Annotated in this window: 16 protein-coding genes, 1 riboswitch and 1 other annotated feature; of the genes, 5 read left to right on the forward strand and 11 right to left on the reverse strand. The window is 35.4% G+C overall.

Annotation, left to right across the window (positions count from 1 at the left end):
- Positions 1-131: 131 nt before the first annotated feature.
- Entirely contained in the window at positions 132-359 is a 228-nt protein-coding gene (locus ACERJO_RS02230; RefSeq protein WP_247105650.1) for a hypothetical protein, read from the forward strand.
- Between the two features lie 4 nt (positions 360-363).
- On the opposite strand, the gene ACERJO_RS02235 is transcribed toward ACERJO_RS02230, so the two are convergent.
- The 4 genes from ACERJO_RS02235 to ACERJO_RS02250 all read right to left on the reverse strand — a co-directional run bounded on the left by ACERJO_RS02235 (position 364) and on the right by ACERJO_RS02250 (position 3750).
- Entirely contained in the window at positions 364-822 is a 459-nt protein-coding gene (locus tag ACERJO_RS02235; protein ID WP_247105651.1) for a DUF2663 family protein, read from the reverse strand.
- Between the two features lie 51 nt (positions 823-873).
- Positions 874-1110 (reverse strand): hypothetical protein, encoded by a 237-nt coding sequence (locus ACERJO_RS02240; RefSeq protein WP_247105652.1) that lies wholly within the window; start codon positions 1108-1110, stop codon positions 874-876.
- 89 nt (positions 1111-1199) lie between these two features.
- Positions 1200-2702 carry a RecQ family ATP-dependent DNA helicase gene (locus tag ACERJO_RS02245; protein WP_373646428.1) on the reverse strand — a complete coding sequence of 501 codons (1503 nt, stop codon included), beginning with the start codon at positions 2700-2702 and terminating at the stop codon, positions 1200-1202.
- The gene (locus ACERJO_RS02250; protein ID WP_247105654.1) at positions 2692-3750 is read right to left on the reverse strand and encodes a YpbB family protein; all 1059 of its coding nucleotides are present in this window, start codon (positions 3748-3750) and stop codon (positions 2692-2694) included. The genes ACERJO_RS02245 and ACERJO_RS02250 overlap by 11 nt, the downstream gene beginning before the upstream one ends.
- Positions 3751-4047: 297 nt before the next feature.
- Between ACERJO_RS02250 and ACERJO_RS02255 the strand changes: the two genes are divergently transcribed.
- Entirely contained in the window at positions 4048-4296 is a 249-nt protein-coding gene (locus tag ACERJO_RS02255; RefSeq protein WP_247105655.1) for a ferredoxin, read from the forward strand.
- A gap of 45 nt (positions 4297-4341) precedes the next feature.
- On the opposite strand, the gene ACERJO_RS02260 is transcribed toward ACERJO_RS02255, so the two are convergent.
- Positions 4342-5391: a M14 family metallopeptidase gene (locus tag ACERJO_RS02260; RefSeq protein WP_373646429.1), complete on the reverse strand. Its 1050-nt coding sequence runs from the start codon at positions 5389-5391 to the stop codon at positions 4342-4344.
- 163 nt (positions 5392-5554) lie between these two features.
- Positions 5555-5780, forward strand: a binding site (T-box leader).
- A gap of 110 nt (positions 5781-5890) precedes the next feature.
- Between ACERJO_RS02260 and serA the strand changes: the two genes are divergently transcribed.
- Positions 5891-7495, forward strand: a complete 1605-nt coding sequence (gene serA / locus ACERJO_RS02265; RefSeq protein WP_247105657.1) for a phosphoglycerate dehydrogenase — start codon at positions 5891-5893, stop codon at positions 7493-7495.
- A gap of 49 nt (positions 7496-7544) precedes the next feature.
- On the opposite strand, the gene ACERJO_RS02270 is transcribed toward serA, so the two are convergent.
- The 6 genes from ACERJO_RS02270 to ACERJO_RS02295 form a co-directional block, all read right to left on the reverse strand.
- A complete protein-coding gene (locus ACERJO_RS02270; RefSeq protein ID WP_373646430.1) occupies positions 7545-7919 on the reverse strand; it encodes a hypothetical protein in 375 nt (124 codons plus the stop codon).
- Between the two features lie 90 nt (positions 7920-8009).
- On the reverse strand, positions 8010-8891 hold the full coding sequence (locus ACERJO_RS02275) for a peptidoglycan DD-metalloendopeptidase family protein (RefSeq protein ID WP_373646431.1): 882 nt from the start codon (positions 8889-8891) through the stop codon (positions 8010-8012).
- An 81-nt stretch (positions 8892-8972) separates the two neighbouring features.
- On the reverse strand, positions 8973-10085 hold the full coding sequence (locus ACERJO_RS02280; protein WP_247105660.1) for a Ger(x)C family spore germination protein: 1113 nt from the start codon (positions 10083-10085) through the stop codon (positions 8973-8975).
- Positions 10063-11175, reverse strand: a complete 1113-nt coding sequence (locus ACERJO_RS02285) for a GerAB/ArcD/ProY family transporter (protein WP_247105661.1) — start codon at positions 11173-11175, stop codon at positions 10063-10065. Before ACERJO_RS02285 ends, ACERJO_RS02280 begins: the two co-directional genes overlap by 23 nt.
- Positions 11176-11192: 17 nt before the next feature.
- Positions 11193-12689 carry a spore germination protein gene (locus ACERJO_RS02290; protein ID WP_373646432.1) on the reverse strand — a complete coding sequence of 499 codons (1497 nt, stop codon included), beginning with the start codon at positions 12687-12689 and terminating at the stop codon, positions 11193-11195.
- Between the two features lie 126 nt (positions 12690-12815).
- Positions 12816-13406: a cob(I)yrinic acid a,c-diamide adenosyltransferase gene (locus ACERJO_RS02295; RefSeq protein WP_247105663.1), complete on the reverse strand. Its 591-nt coding sequence runs from the start codon at positions 13404-13406 to the stop codon at positions 12816-12818.
- 109 nt (positions 13407-13515) lie between these two features.
- A riboswitch (cobalamin riboswitch) is annotated at positions 13516-13710 on the forward strand.
- 133 nt (positions 13711-13843) lie between these two features.
- Here ACERJO_RS02295 and metE point away from each other — a divergent pair.
- Both metE and ACERJO_RS02305 read left to right on the forward strand, forming a co-directional pair.
- Positions 13844-16111, forward strand: coding sequence for a 5-methyltetrahydropteroyltriglutamate--homocysteine S-methyltransferase (gene metE / locus ACERJO_RS02300; protein ID WP_373646433.1), 2268 nt, complete (start codon positions 13844-13846; stop codon positions 16109-16111).
- Between the two features lie 8 nt (positions 16112-16119).
- Positions 16120-16299: a hypothetical protein gene (locus ACERJO_RS02305; protein ID WP_247105665.1), complete on the forward strand. Its 180-nt coding sequence runs from the start codon at positions 16120-16122 to the stop codon at positions 16297-16299.
- Positions 16300-16345: the final 46 nt, after the last annotated feature.

Raw genomic sequence — 16345 nt, forward strand, 5'->3', positions numbered from 1 at the left:
TTAATGTTTATACTGAGCTTAGCGAGTGCCTTAGATGATTCACTTATTTTTAGCATTTATGTTGTTTTATTCGTACAAAATCGCTATACTAATAAGGAAAGTAATCGTTTTCATTACAGGGGGATAATTTGATGCGATTAAAAAAAGTAAGGAATTTTACACTAATTACTAATAATGATATTTCCTATAACTACCGACTAGGACTTCCAATTGAAGTTTATTGCATCCAAAGTAAAAAAACGATAGCCTTTGGTAGAATTGCTTTTTTTAATAATAGCGTTATTATCATTCACGGTCACTCGTATACAAGGTCGTCCTATCTTTTTTTCGGTGTCAATCATTTAGAAAAGAGCTCATAGTCAATTATTTGTAATATAAATTAATGTCATGCTCAGCTTTCATATAGTGATAAACATTTTCCCTTGCTAACCATTGAGTATCTTCTTCCCAAAGTTCAGAACTACGATTCATTAATTCTTCGCGAAGCTCTTCGTACTCCTTTTCAGCCTTTGTAACTTTTTTATTTAAATATTGAACATATATGAAGCTTAATCCAGTTAATAGTAAAACAAATAAAAAAAGCGAATTATTTATAATACTCGTTAATAACGATTGATAGGAAGAAATAAGCCGTTGAGTAAATTCAATGTAACAGACTATCAACAGTATTGATATAAATATTAAAGTAAGATAACCACTATATCGATTATATTTTTCAAATTTTTTAAGTTTTATTTTTCGTTCAATTAATTCCTCCAACATCACTTTAACAACTGGACTACCATAGTCATTTTGAATTTTCCATTCCTTTAATCCGCTCATTGATGATCACCTCATTACAATGTATGTCCAATAAACGTATGATAGAATGGATTAGAGCCAATTTGGCAAAACTAAAGCTGCTACAATTAATAAAAGAAACAGGATAAGAAAAAGACGAATCAACACAAAGCGTACTCTCCACTTCGGTTTTTTATTTTTCTGTTCTCGTTGCTGGCGCTTATGAATCGAACTACGTGGAGGTAAAGACGACATTTCTTTTTGCTTCTCTTGATATTCTTCTACTTGCTCTCTCAACTTTTCTGCTTGATCCTCTAAGTTCTTATTCATATCATTTACCTCCTTTTATTTTACTTATTAATTATGGTTATGTTGTACAAGCAATAAAAAAAAGAAATCAACTTGTATTAGTAACATCATTATACCTTAAACACTGCATGTAAATGCTCCTGCCATGTTGAATCTTCTTGTGAATGTTCATGTTCTTTTTTTCGTTCATAAGCAGATAATAAAAATGTACAAATATCGCAACACGCATACGCGTTCTCTCGTCCTTTTTCTTCTGAGAAATAATGTAATAACACGTCTCTTCTACACGTTGTACTAGTTAAATACTCTTCTGTTTTTTTCCACTTCGCTAATTTTACTGACATCCTTTTCTGTTGCGATTCCAGTATAATTGCCGTTATTTCATCTATTTGAAAAGGAGAAATAATCATATGATTAATAATATTTAATTGTTCCAATTGAAATACAATTAACCTCCAATTCGTCTCCGAACAACCCGTTTCTACTAAAAGGTCCTCCACGGGTACTTCATTGATTTTTTTGTATTGTGAAACACGGCGCAATAGCAGTGATAGCTGCTCCATTGTAACGGTATCCCGTTCAATTAAACTCTTTGCTAATGCTCTGTCATCCTCACAAAAAAGTGAAATAGCAATACTTGGTGCATGATCTCTAGCTGCACGCCCAATTTCTTGAACATAAGCCTCTAATTCTATTGGAAAGTGAAAGTGCAACACATAACGAATGTTTTTTTTATTGATACCCATTCCAAAAGCACTCGTGCAACAAATAAGATCTAGCTCTTCTTTCATAAATTGTTGTTGGATTAGTATTCGATCCTCTGTCGATAAACCACCATGGTAATACGCCACTCGTTTATGACCATCTTTCTTTAACTGCTCGCACATCGACTCTGCCCATAATCGACTTGAAAAATAAATCATTCCAGGGCCTTCTAATTGATGAATGAGCTTTTTCGTTTTTTCTATTTTTTCCTCCGTTGAAACACAGCTCTCAACTGATATCACAATTTCAGGACGATTGATCGATTGGACAATTCGCTCAGGGTTATGAAGCGATAGTTGAGCGATAAGATCGCGTTGAACTTCTTTTGTCGCTGTCGCTGTAATCGCTAAACACGGTGGGCTACCTAGATGTTGAATGACATCACCTAGCCTCAAATAATCAGGTCTAAAATCATGTCCCCACTGAGAAATACAATGTGCTTCATCCACGACAAACAAAGACACCTGCATGCTCAGCATTCGACTCCTCAAATGTCGATGCTGCAACATTTCAGGTGACACATACACTAACTTATATCGTTGTAAATCCTTAATAACTCGCCTTTGATCTTCCTTTGGCATAAAACTGTTAATGGCTACTACTTCTTTAATACCATTAGATCGAAGTTCTTGAACCTGATCCTCCATTAATGATAGTAATGGTGAAACGACAATCGTTATACCTTCTAACAATAATGCTGGTAATTGGTAACAAATAGATTTACCTGTTCCAGTCGGTAATATAGCTAACACATTACGCTTGGACATAATGGCACGAATAATGGGTTCTTGACCATTACGAAATTTCTCATAACCAAATTTCTCTTTTAATACTTGCTCAAGACTCATAGTGCACCTTCCTTATTGCTATGACAAGCCGAATCATAAAATATGTAACGGTATCGTTTAAATGCTCTTTAATGACTCTTAATTTTGTCGTTCTTAATTGCTCGATACAATGAATAATTTCATTTTCTGCTTTTTCCGTAATAAATAATTTGTATTGGAAGGGAACTCCTGCATAGGCCATTTCAACAATATGATCTTCTATCGTACTTTTTTTTAATTGTCGACGGTTCATGATATCATTTAAACTAAGCCCCCTTTGTATGAGCTCATACGTCTTTTTCGTTGAATCTGTAAGTATAATTTGACCCTCAATATCATTCACAAACAGGTGCAGCATTGGATAAGCTGTTTCATTTTGAGCCAAATTACATATTTTATGTATGACAGATTTATGTAACAGAGCAATGATATCTTCAGAAGTCGTCATTTCTTCAGCGATTTGCTTTTTTGTTTTGCCTATATTGTTTTTACTCGATAATTGATAGGTAAAAGCTTTTGCTTGCCCTGTTTCACAATCATCTAATATCGATTTTAATTCGTTATGTATTTGGACAAATTGTTGTTTCTGTATTTCGGAATCTTTCGGTAAATGTTTCTTGACCCACTGTTGAACCGAATACCTTTGTGTTAATGGGTAAAACTTTGGTTCTTTTGAAATTAAAAAAGACAAGGATTGTATGTAAAGTGCCAGCCTCAACCAAACAATGCGCGACCATTTGTGATACTTCCAACCATTCAAATCATGAGCAAAATTGTTTGTAGCTTTTTTTTGTTCATATGTTTGTATACCGCATTTAGTTAATTTCACTCGATCTTTGTTGAACTTTTCAATATAATTGAGAGCAATCAATTTCTTTACTTCGAAAATAAAATCGTCTCTTGACCACTTTGGAAATAAACCAAAGTAAGAAGATATCATAAATAGGGACTGGTCTTGAATGGTTTGAGCTGATTTTTTCCCTTGCAATACATGATAAGCACCAAAAATAGAGCGTTCCCCATTAAAAGCAGCTAATACTGTTAAAATAATGTATTGTTTTCTATCCATACATACACCTACTAACTTCATCGCTTCAATTTTATTGTATCAAATTCCCTCTAATAAAAGGGACTTATTTAAGCAAATAACGGGATTACTAATAATAAACAAACATTTATATTCTTAATTGTTTTTAAAGAAAATAAAAATAAATAAATTATTTTAAGACGAATATGTTGAAAAGTTCTCTATTCCGTTTTAAAATAGTTCATTAGGAAAACAATTATTCAATTTGTGAGTTATGAACATTTGCCAGTTGTTCAGGATAAGGTAATATAGATACAGACTAAATGGAGGGTTATAGAAATGGCGAAATATACAATTGTTGATAAAGATACGTGCATTGCTTGCGGCGCATGTGGAGCAGCAGCACCTGATATTTATGATTATGATGATGAAGGGATTGCTTTTGTCATTTTAGATGATAATCAAGGTACGACAGTCGTACCTGATGAGTTAGAAGAGGATATGATCGACGCCCTTGAAGGATGTCCGACGGATTCGATTAAAGTATCAGATGATTCATTTGATGGCGACCCACTAAAATATGAATAAATCAAAAAAGGTCATCCAAATCTCTCAAATTGGATGACCTTTTTCTTATAGTGACAGTGCTTCTAAGGTTAGCAAGCAATTATTAGACCATACTTCAGAAAAATGATCAGGCGATAATGGATTAACTCCTACACCTACTTCAATAGTAAAACCAGGTTTACGATAATGCTGAATAAACCAATCCTTATATCCTCCATCACTATCCGCTGTTTTAACCGGTAAATAAGAACTAACATAAGATAGTCTGCTTACCATTTCCTCACTAACTTCTGGCTCTAAATGATTATAGCCCCAATAAATGACTTGACCTTGAGAGTGAAATGCCAACACATAATCAAATTGATGTTGATTCGTATAATTGTAAATCGCTTTAGCTTCTGGTTCTGTTAATGGCTTTTGTCCACTGTAATGTCTTGACCATGGCTCTTTCGGACTTTCATTTGCTTCCTTAGCCCAACCAGCTGGCCATTGATGATTTAAATCCACACCTCGAATGTTACTAGACCAATGATCAAATGACCTCATTCCTTTATTGATTTCTAATACCTGATGAAAGTGCGGGTGCTCATTATAAATACCTTGTTGAACTAATTCAATTCCATCTGGATTCACGATTGGAACAACATAAAGTGTACTATCTTTCAATAATTCCTCAATTGAATAACCATGCCATCTTTGTTGATCTTTTTGCCTTTCACTAATCTCATATAAAAAATAAGCTAACAGTTTAGAGGTGATCCATTCATTGGCATGCCACCCGCCAGAGTAAAACACTTTCTTCTTACCGGTCCCTATTTTAAATGCGTATATCGGTTTATTCATAACTGAGTAACCAATGACATCCGTTTCAACTCCGTTTTTCTGTAACCGCGATAGCATTCCTTCTAAATCATGCTGATTAAACTCAGTTAACCCTAACCAATCCATTTGATCTTGTCTAAGCGTTCCATTTTGTATGTATAATCTCATTCCAGGGTAGATATATTGTTGTTCAGAAAAGACTTCACGATTAAATAAAAGAATGTCGAATGGACGTATACCATATTGAAAAGCGACCTTATTAATCGTCTCTCCAATTTGTACTGTATGCATCATCACCTCTTCCCCCCTCCCATATTTATATATGATTTGCACTTATTTTTATGACTAAGCAACGACAGTTAATAACTAAACAACAATTGACAGAAGGTTGTGTTTATGATAAATTATCAAACAATTAGTACTATTTCTGCTTAATTAAAAAGTAAAAACTATACATAATGAAACGATGATGAAGAAAGATAGATGTGAAACCAACATCAGAGAGCTAGTGGTTGCTGTGAACTAGTTTGGTTCCTTCTTGAAAGCCCTTCTGAGTTCATGTACTGAACCTGATGCAATAGTAGGTACATACGGATAATCCGTTATCTTGGAGTTGATTCTCCCCGAGTTGCGTTAAGCAAAAAATGAGGGTGGTACCGCGGTTTGAACCTTCCGCCCCTCACGACACACGTCGTGTGGGCAGAAGGTTTTTTGTTTGTAGCGCTTTCATTTTACTAAAAAGGCCCATCAAGGCTTTTTTGTATAAAAAAAGAACGAATGAGGAGTGTAGAGTATGAGCAATAAAACTAACAAAAATGAAGAAACGATTTATCAAATTCTAGTATCTGACAGCATGAGTAAAGAAGGTCTGTTACCATTATTAGAAAGTGACACCGTTCGTTGTATTGAGAAAAATGTAAACGATGTGGAGGATTTAACTCTATTTGATGCATTGCTTGTGCGAAGTGCGACTACTGTTGATGCAGAGTTATTAGCCAAAATGCCTAATTTAAAAATTGTAGCTCGTGCTGGTGTTGGGGTTGATAATATTGATTTAGATGCTGCTACTAAGCATGGTGTCGTTGTCATTAACGCTCCAGATGGGAACACTATTTCAACTGCTGAGCATACTTTTGCAATGATTATGTCATTAATGCGTAATATTCCTCAAGCATATGCTTCCATCAAAGCTGGCGAATGGAATCGTAAAGCATTTCAAGGATTCGAATTACGTGGCAAAACATTAGGGATTGTTGGTTTTGGACGTATTGGTACACAACTTGCACAACGGGCAAAAGCGTTTGAAATGTCATTACTTGTTTTTGATCCATTCTTAACGAAAGAACGTGCAGAAAAAGTTGGCGTTCAAACAGCAGCGTTAGAAGAAGTACTATCACAATCAGATATTATTACCGTTCACACTCCATTAACAAAGGAAACAAAAGGCCTTCTAGGTATGGAGAATATCGCCAAAACCAAGCGTGGTGTCTTCTTAATTAACTGTGCTCGCGGTGGTATTATTGATGAACAGGCACTAAAGCATTACTTAGAAAATGGACATGTAGCTGGCGTTGCTCTAGATGTATTTGAGGAAGAACCTGTAGTTGATCAAGAATTAATGTCATACCCACGTGTCATTGCAACTCCACATATTGCAGCATCTACTTTGGAAGCTCAATTAAATGTAGCTGCACAAGTATCAGAAGAAGTTTTACGATTTTTACAAGGTGAGCCTGTTAGCAATTCGATCAACTTACCTACTCTTTCAAAAGAAGTTTATAGTAAAGTGAAGCCATTTTATGATCTTTCTAAAAAAATGGGTAATATTCTTTCACAAGTAATGCGTACACCTGTACAAGAAATAGATGTATTATACGGTGGTTCGGTTACTGATCTAGAAACATCTATTATTACCCGTAGTTTAATGGCTGGCTTCCTGCAACCACGTGTAGATGCAGGTGTGAATGATGTTAATGCTAGCCTCATTGCGAAAGAGCGTGGAATTACATTTGGTGAGAAAACAATGAGCCAAACATATGGCTATGCCAATATCATTCATGCAGTTGTTCGTGGTGAAGAAAGAACATTTGAATTAAAAGGAACGTTCATTAAAGAATATGGTCCACGGATCGTGAACATTAATGGATTTAACGTTGATTTCATACCTGAAGGTCATTTAATTTATATTCACCATAATGATCGTCCCGGTGTAATTGGGCGTATGGGGCAATTATTAGCAAAACATAATGTGAATATCGCAACCATGCAAGTAGGCCGAAAGGAAGAAGGCGGAGAAGCTGTCATGATGGTTGCAGTTGATAAATTGGTGGAACAACAAGTCATTGATGACTTACTTCAAATTGAAGAAATTCATTTTGCAGATACAATTGAATGTTAATAAATTGATAGATAAAAGAAAATGGCGTATCCCGTCATTTTCTTTTTTATTACCATATGTAAGAGAATAACAAGCCTAATTGTTCATCCCTATTTCTTTGTAAAAAATCGTTCCCTTTATCGGATAGTTGGATGGTATGATACCTTACAATAACAAACTGTTCATGATAGGCTACGTGAAAATAAAATTTATATAAGTGAGCTAACTCTTTTTTACTTCGTGAATTAATTAAATTAAAATTAAAAGCCCGGTCATAGCTTCTCCAAAATCTTGGGTGTATTTCTTGCTTATTTTTCATTCGTATGTGACCGTGTTTCCTGATTTTTTTTAACATAAATAGAAAACCATCTAAAAACACAACATTATGACTATGAATATCCGTTTGCTCATTTAACCATCTTAACAATTCCGTCTCTACAGTCATTTCTATACCCCGCTTACTCACTTCTTACTACTACACTATTTTAACATATATTATTTTGCTATGGGGGTGTATAGATGAACAGATCACACTCTATTCTCTTTCGATATATAGCATTTGACCGATTAAAATTTGATCAGAGTCTAATTTATTTAATTCCATTACATCATCAACAGAACGCTCATATTGATTGGCGATAGCTGTTAAAGTCTCTCCTTTTTGTACATTATGCACGGTGCTCACCTCATAAATCATTAGCTGTTGATTAATATAAATCGTTTCATCCTTAAGATGATTCCATTCCTTAATTAGTTCTACAGACACACCATAACGCTGCGCTAAACTCCATAACGTGTCCCCTTTCGTGACAGTAATCTTGCCCACAACATTTGATGAGACTTCCTCATTTCTTGCAGCAGCAGATATGGCATCATTTCTTTCAGCTTCTAATGAAGCATACATATGACTAGGCTTTTGAGACAGCACAAATAAAGGATCTATCGCTTCTGATTTATGTACATTCCAGCTTTCTTGATGGACTTCAAAGTGTAAATGGTTACCTGATGAACGACCTGTCGTACCGACCGTTCCAATTAATTGACCTTCTTCCACATATTGTTCTTCTTTAACTAATCGTTCGTGTAAGTGAGCATAAACCGTTTCCATTTGATTATCATGATTAATAAATATCACATTTCCATATGTATCAGAATAATAAGACCGAGAAACAACACCGTCTGCAACAGAAACAACTGGAGTACCTTCCTCTGCTGCAATATCAATTCCATAATGAGATCCCCCTCTCGTTCCGAATGTGTCTGTTAATTCGCCAACTGTCGGCCAAATAAAGGCTTCCTCCCACTCATAAGGAACACCTCGATCCTCAGCAGCAAATGTATATGAAGTACTGAAAAACAACACGCCCAAAAAGGCCATAATCCCTAACACAATACATAATCTTTTTATTAAATCCATCATCGTATCCTCCTCCATACTTGTACCATTCTTTGACAATGACTGTACTATCATATGAAGGCTTGACCGATTTTATGCTTTTTATTCAATAGCACCTGATTGAACAATGTTAATCGAAACGTTCACCTCAAAATTTGCTGTAGAATATATCTCTTCTTCCCACATTGTAGGGTTCCAATCTCTTGTTGTACTTCTATACAATTCACCGATTCCCACTGGATCAATTCCTTGATCACGAAAACGTTCAAGCATATCAAGTGTTTGTAGCTTTAGTTTATCTTCTATTTTCTTTTCATAATTATCAACGGTTTCTGGTTCGTCGAAATTAAAATCTCCACTATGATCTTGTATTTCACCATCGATTTGTATATTAAATCGAAATAAAGGACTTTCTCCAGACTTGTCTACTTGCTTATTTAAATGGCTATTTAATTTTTCTATAACAATATAAACAGGTTGCTCTTCTTCATCTTTCACCTCGAATTGTTTGATCGCTTGTTTTGTTACTGATGTAATCGTCTTTAAAATAAAAGATTCATCTAATCCAATCTCAGAATGGTAATATTGACCTGAAAACAAAGCGGTTCCTATTATGCGAACATTGCTTCCTTGAAGCTTTAACATTGGAGCAAATGGATCTCGACCATCGTTATACATACTAAAAAGAAATTCATGCATATTCGTTGACGGTATTGTATTTAAATCCATATTTTGCTGAATGAGATCCGGAATGAAGACGCCTGCTAATTCACCTACGCCGAGCTCTGTTTCTAACATTTTTCCAGCGCTATTTCCCTTTACAATACCAATTAGCATTCGATTCCCAACTGAAGGGTCTCGATACATCGCATCTAAATAGATTTCAACACCTTCCTTTGCAAGTTCATCACCAAAAAGCATGACGCGCGTTTGTCCAAATCGTATTGGCTTTTGAGAGCGCCGATTCAATAGAATTTTCGTTCCTTTTGTTGTTTGTCCATTCGCTGAAATAGATCCTTGCTGTAATAGACTTTCTTCCCCTTGTTCTAGAAAAGTAGGGAAATTAACGGTAACTTTTATGAAGTCATCTTCATCAGCTTTATCAATTGAAACAATGCGAATTAATGCAACTTCATCAACTATACTCGTTTCTAAACAAGCGCTTAGAACTATTAAAAACAGGACTAAGTAACTAAACCGAAGTACTTTGCCCATGTTTATTCCTCCTTATTTTCACTACTAACGTTTGCAATATGACTAATATTGGGATATAGACATACACAAAATAGAATCCAATATTTCCAATCATTTCATTAAATATCTTTATTTCTTGCCTTGAAGGTAGCATAATACAGGCAATACCAACTAATACAACAGCTATAATTAAAGCTTTTCTTTGACTCATTTTAAAGACAACCTTTGCACATCGTGTAGCCGCCCATAGTAATAATCCGATATTAGGAGCAATTAAAAACATCCACATCGAGATTCCGATATATTCAAACCTTTCTAAAAAAGGGAGTTGCACAACTTTAAATAACGTCAGCGTAGCCCATATCGTTTTGTTTAGCTGCTCTTCACTAAAAAAAGATAGGCTAACAAGCATGATTAATAAATAAATAGTAGTTGTAGTGAAAACAGCCAGCTGCGACCATTTCTGTGTATCTTCTTTCTTTTTTAAAAAGGGGTAAAAAAGCAAAAGTAGTTCCACACCTAAGAAGCTTAACGTTGCCTCCTTTGCCCCTAATAAAAGATCTAAGATCGAATGTTTTAAGATCGGTAGCATGTTAATGAACTGAGCATACTCCAATGGTAATAAGAGCACAGGAAACAAAAGAGCTGGTATAATGACACCTATAAAGGCTAACCCAACAACTGTTCGAAATCCTCCGGAAACAACGTAGTAAAAAAAGCTCACAGAAACAATTGTAATTCCCCACGTTGGTAAATCTGAAAACATCCACACTTGAACAACTTCAATATAAGAACGTAAAACCGTAACACTTACTCCAATAAAATAAATCATTGCAATAGAACTTAAAATATTGCCTACCCATTTCCCGAAAATTTGCTGATGAATACTCATTAAATCTCCATTAGACCTTTTTAAAAGAAGGTACATGCAAGCAACAATTATGTGGACAGCTAATCCCGATATTAATACGGAAGACCAGCCGTCATATCCTGCTTCCTTGACAATGGTTCGCTGAAAGCTCAGCATGCCCACTCCAACCTGAACTGAATGAATGAGAAAGAAGGCTAAAAAGCCTGACACTAAGTATTGCTCTTTAATTGGCTTATGCATAAAATCATCCTCCTTTCCTATTCATCAAAATCACTTTTAGACGTTGCTCTCTTAAAATTAAAACGACCACTATCAAGCGGACGCATGTATATCGGTCTTTTAGACATTCTGTTAAAAGGTAAACGAACAAATGCATCCTTCCAATCGGTAAACCTTGGAGGGAATAACGGCTCCATGTAAGGACGCCCTAAAGATGTCAGTCTAATCAAATGAATTAATACATATAAGCCGCAAAATGCAACACCTACTCCACCAAAAAAAGCAGCCATAAACAAAATCGGAAAGCGAATAACACGAATTGTATTCCCCATTTGATATACAGGAGTTGTAAATGATGCTAGGGCGGCTAGTGCAACAATAATTAATAAAATGTTACTTGTTAAACCAGCTTCAACAGAGGCCTGTCCTATAACAATTCCTCCAACGATTCCGATTGTTTGACCTACCTTTGTCGGTAGGCGTGCACCCGCTTCGCGTAACAACTCAATTGTTAATTCTAAAAATATAGCTTCAATAATCGGTGGGAAAGGAATATTACTACGTGATGCAATAATGGTTGACAATAAATCACGCGGAATTAATTCATAATGAAATGTTAAAACAGCAACATAAATCGGTGTAGAAAAAATAGAGAAAAGTACAGCTCCAAACCTCAAAAGGCGTAAAAACGAAGCTATTTGCCAATGTAAATAATAATCTTCTAGAGAAGAAAAAAATTCAATTAGAGTCGCTGGTCCAATAATGGCATCTGGAGATCCGTTTGCCATAAAGGCAATTTTTCCTTCTGCTAAGACAGCGGCAACTCTTTCAGGTCTCTCTGTATGAATTAACTGTGGGAAAATAGACATCGTTTGGTCAGTAATCATTTGTGAAAGTGCATTCGCATCAATTACCTGATCAATCTCAATTGAATGAAGTCTTTGTATGACAGTTTCAATATTATCAGGATCAGCAATACCATCTATATACATAACCACAACACGAGTTTGTGTTAATTTTCCGATAGATAATTCTTTTATTTGTAATTGTGGGAGAGGTAATCGTTTTCGAATTAAATAAATATTTGTATCAAGTGATTCTATGAACGCCTCTTGAGGTCCTGAGACACTAAATTCAGTTTCTGGTGGCGCAACTGAGCGATTATTTTCTTGAGTTGCTTGTATAGCTAGACACCTTTTAGGCAAAGGTTGATCATAAATAATGACAAAACCATGCATAACCTTTTCTCTCAGTTCATCACTTTGGTTGATCCAGAGTGAATTCGCATTAGCAACAGCATCTTTCATTTCCTCTAATGTTATATACGTATGATTTTCCTTTAATACTTTCAGCACATTTTCGTTTAATTCTTTGTTGTCAATAAGTGGTTCGTAATAAGCTATGTAAAACAATTTCCCATTAAGTATGTATTCGCTCTCAACAAAATCCTCTGACTTTTTAAATAGGTTAATCATATTCGCTAAAGGCTGCTCTTTATTCTGACTTTTTCTATTCATAATCCATCTACTAATCACTATGTCTCACCACCTACATATCACTGTGCTCTAAAGTTAGTATGAAAAAACCCTAATTGTATTATGCGTAAAAAAGAAAGAGAAATTTCAAAAGGTAGCAATCCCTTTGAAACTTCTCTTTCATTCCTACTTCTCTTCTTTTCTTACCCCATTTTTAAAAACAGCCGCACTGCGAATATATTCGATGTCCTTTATTTTTAATCTTGCATTTGCAACTCTTGCAATAGCGAATAAATAATCTGATAAACGATTTAAATATTTAAGAACATACGGATTGTAATCTTCGTTTGTTTCTAGTAATTGAACAACTTGGCGTTCAGCTCTTCTTGCAATCGTCCTACATATATGCAACGTTGCTGCAGCTTCTGCCCCCCCTGGTAAAATAAATTTTTCAATTGATGGTGCTTCATCTATGTAAACATCCATCCTTTTCTCTAAATAATCAATCATTGCTTGATTTGTTTTATATCGGATTTTATCTGATTTCTTAATAGCAGCTAAATCTCCACCACAGTCAAATAGTTCATGTTGGATTCTCTCTAGCTCACCCTTAATATCTCGAAATAGATCATCTTCTAATTGTGTTACTGCTTGACCAACAAAAGCATTCAATTCATCTATTGTCCCATATGCTTCAACACGAATATGACTCTTCATTACACGCCCACCAATAACACTTGTTTTACCTTCATCTCCAGTTCGTGTATACAACTTCAATACAATCCCTCTTTCTAATCGTTTTCACTAGTATACATGATTATTTTACATTCTACCTAATAAAAATTCTCTTGACATTTCTCCTCCTTCACGATAAAGTATAAAACAATTTCATATGTTGGAAATCGGTACTTTGAATACAATGACTTTCAAAGTTTAAAAGGGAATCCGGTGAAATTCCGGAGCGGTCCCGCCACTGTAGTAGATGAGTTACAATTTCTTAAACCACTGGCTTATATAGCTGGGAAGGTGATTGTGACGTTGATTCTAGAGCCAGGAGACCTGCCAATTTCAACAACACTGTTTTTACCTACGGGAGATAGGGAGGTGTTATAATAGCTTATTTACGCATGCCGTCATAAGGATATTATTACACTAGTATAGGTAATAATATCCTTTTTTGTTTTATGAATACACATTTTGGAGGAGATGTTTGAATGTCAATTAAAACAAGCAACTTAGGTTATCCACGAATTGGTGAACAACGCGAATGGAAAAGAACGTTAGAGTCGTTTTGGAAAGGTTCGATTACTGAAGATGAGTTACATACTCAAATGAAAGAAATTCGTCTAAATCATCTTAAGAAGCAAATGGAATTAGGCATTGATTATATTCCTGTTAATGATTTTACTTATTATGATCATGTGCTTGATACAGCGACTATGTTTGGTATCGTTCCAAATCGTTTTCAATATTCCGGAGGGGCTGTTTCTTTAGCTACTTACTATGCAATGGCACGCGGAGGAGACGCTCAAGCGTGTGAAATGACAAAATGGTTTGATACAAACTACCACTACATTGTTCCTGAGCTACAGGACGCAAAGCCTACACTCGTTGAAAACAAACCGTTGAAAGCATTTAAAGAAGCGAAAGAAGAATTAAATGTAATTGGAAAGCCGGTTATTTTAGGACCTTTTACATTCTTAAGCTTATCAAAGGGATATAAAAAGTCAGAATTCTCAAACCTTTTGTCGCAATTAATCCCACTTTACTCACAGGTTTTATCAGAGTTGAAAGAAGCAGGTGCAGAAATTGTCCAAATCGATGAACCTACATTTGTAACGGATTTAAGTGAGGAGGACTGGTATCTAATTAAACAAGTTTACACTCAACTAGCTAATACAACTGACATTGATTTAATCGTACAAACGTATTTTGAAAGTGTTGATCAATATTTAGAGCTCATTTCATTACCAGTGAAAGGGATAGGCCTTGATTTTGTTTATGGAAAGGAAAATAATTTAAATTCCTTAATCACGTACGGCTTCCCTCAAGATAAAGTACTTGGTGTCGGAATTATTGATGGTCGAAACATTTGGAAAAGTGACCTCAACAAAGTATCTAAGCTTCTTGAAAGAATTAATGAAGTAGTCCCATATTCCAGGCAGCTTATTCAGCCTTCATCAAGCTTACTGCACGTTCCAGTAACGTTAAAGTATGAAGATGCACTAGATCCTCTCGTAAAAGGGGCACTTGCCTATTGTGATGAGAAACTAGAAGAAATGATATTATTAAAAGACATCCTATCAAAACGTTATCAATATGAGGACAAATTAAAGGAACACCAAAAAGGCATTTACGATTTAGGTGAATCTGCATGGAGAACCGAAAAAAAATTAAACGAACTGAAAACGAATCGAGGTACTCATTTCAGTAAAAGAGCCGAGCTTCAACATAAAAAATGGAAATTACCTTTACTACCTACTACGACGATCGGGAGTTTCCCACAAACAACAGAAGTACGCCAAACCCGTTTAAAGTGGCGTAAAGGAGAATTATCTAACGAAAACTATGAGCAACAGATCAATGAATATATGAAGAAATGGATCCAAATTCAAGAAGATCTTGAACTTGATGTTTTCGTTCACGGTGAGTTCGAACGAAATGACATGGTCGAATTTTTCGGCGAAAAGTTATCGGGGTTTGCTTTCTCGAAAAATGGTTGGGTTCAGTCATATGGCTCACGTTGTGTAAAACCACCTATCATTTTCGGTAATGTAGAATTTACTAAGCCAATGACAGTGAAAGAAGTTGTTTATGCACAATCATTAACAGAGAAACCAGTTAAAGGAATGCTTACTGGACCTGTCACCATTTTAAACTGGTCCTTTGCTCGAAACGATATTTCTAATAAAGAAATTAGCTTTCAAATTGCAGAAGCGCTTCTTAAAGAAGTACAAGCATTAGAAGAAGCAAATATTACGATGATTCAGGTTGATGAACCTGCATTACGCGAAGGTTTACCATTGAAGAAAGAGAAGCAAGAAGACTATCTTCAATGGAGCATTGAAGCATTCAGACGTTGTACATCTGATATCGATGACCTAACGCAAATTCATACACATATGTGCTATAGCGAATTTAATGAAATTATTGATGCGATTGATGCAATGGACGCAGATGTGATCTCCATTGAAACCTCTAGAAGTCATGGTGAAATGATTGAAGCATTTGAAAAAACAACCTATACAAAAGGAATTGGTTTAGGTGTATATGATATTCACAGTCCTCGTATTCCAAACGTATCCGAAATGTCATCAATCATTGAACGTGCACTAAAAGTTCTTCCAGCTGAAAGTTTCTGGGTTAACCCAGATTGTGGCTTGAAAACACGCTCCGAAGAAGAAACAATTGCTGCACTAAAAAAAATGGTTGACGCAGCTAAAAAAGCTAGAGAAAACATTACCGTTTCGAGCCAATCTTAGAGGTGATAATGAGACGAGAAATGATTCAATTTCTTGAATATACAACGAGTGAAAAAGAAATGAAACATTGTATTTACCACCTAGATTCTCAAGGCTTACATTCTTTAGTTGAGCATTTAGGCTTTACAACTTTAGAAACGCAAGAACGCTGGTTGGCTATTCTTCATTCGATTTTAAATATGGAATAGAAAAAAGAGGCTGAGACAACACTTTTGTCCCAGCCTCCTTCCTACG

The organism is Halalkalibacter sp. AB-rgal2, from assembly GCF_041821005.1.
Lineage (GTDB): Bacteria > Bacillota > Bacilli > Bacillales > Bacillaceae_D > Halalkalibacter.

Coding starts and splice junctions, on each gene's coding strand:
- ACERJO_RS02275 (WP_373646431.1), bottom strand. CDS start 8,891: ATGGATTTAATAAAAAGATTATGTATTGTGTTAGGGATTATGGCCTTT.
- ACERJO_RS02245 (WP_373646428.1), bottom strand. CDS start 2,702: ATGAGTCTTGAGCAAGTATTAAAAGAGAAATTTGGTTATGAGAAATTT.
- ACERJO_RS02260 (WP_373646429.1), bottom strand. CDS start 5,391: ATGATGCATACAGTACAAATTGGAGAGACGATTAATAAGGTCGCTTTT.
- ACERJO_RS02280 (WP_247105660.1), bottom strand. CDS start 10,085: ATGGGCAAAGTACTTCGGTTTAGTTACTTAGTCCTGTTTTTAATAGTT.
- ACERJO_RS02230 (WP_247105650.1), top strand. CDS start 132: ATGCGATTAAAAAAAGTAAGGAATTTTACACTAATTACTAATAATGAT.
- ACERJO_RS02305 (WP_247105665.1), top strand. CDS start 16,120: ATGAGACGAGAAATGATTCAATTTCTTGAATATACAACGAGTGAAAAA.
- serA (WP_247105657.1), top strand. CDS start 5,891: ATGAGCAATAAAACTAACAAAAATGAAGAAACGATTTATCAAATTCTA.
- ACERJO_RS02235 (WP_247105651.1), bottom strand. CDS start 822: ATGAGCGGATTAAAGGAATGGAAAATTCAAAATGACTATGGTAGTCCA.
- ACERJO_RS02250 (WP_247105654.1), bottom strand. CDS start 3,750: ATGGATAGAAAACAATACATTATTTTAACAGTATTAGCTGCTTTTAAT.
- ACERJO_RS02240 (WP_247105652.1), bottom strand. CDS start 1,110: ATGAATAAGAACTTAGAGGATCAAGCAGAAAAGTTGAGAGAGCAAGTA.
- ACERJO_RS02285 (WP_247105661.1), bottom strand. CDS start 11,175: ATGCATAAGCCAATTAAAGAGCAATACTTAGTGTCAGGCTTTTTAGCC.
- ACERJO_RS02255 (WP_247105655.1), top strand. CDS start 4,048: ATGGCGAAATATACAATTGTTGATAAAGATACGTGCATTGCTTGCGGC.
- ACERJO_RS02270 (WP_373646430.1), bottom strand. CDS start 7,919: ATGACTGTAGAGACGGAATTGTTAAGATGGTTAAATGAGCAAACGGAT.
- metE (WP_373646433.1), top strand. CDS start 13,844: ATGTCAATTAAAACAAGCAACTTAGGTTATCCACGAATTGGTGAACAA.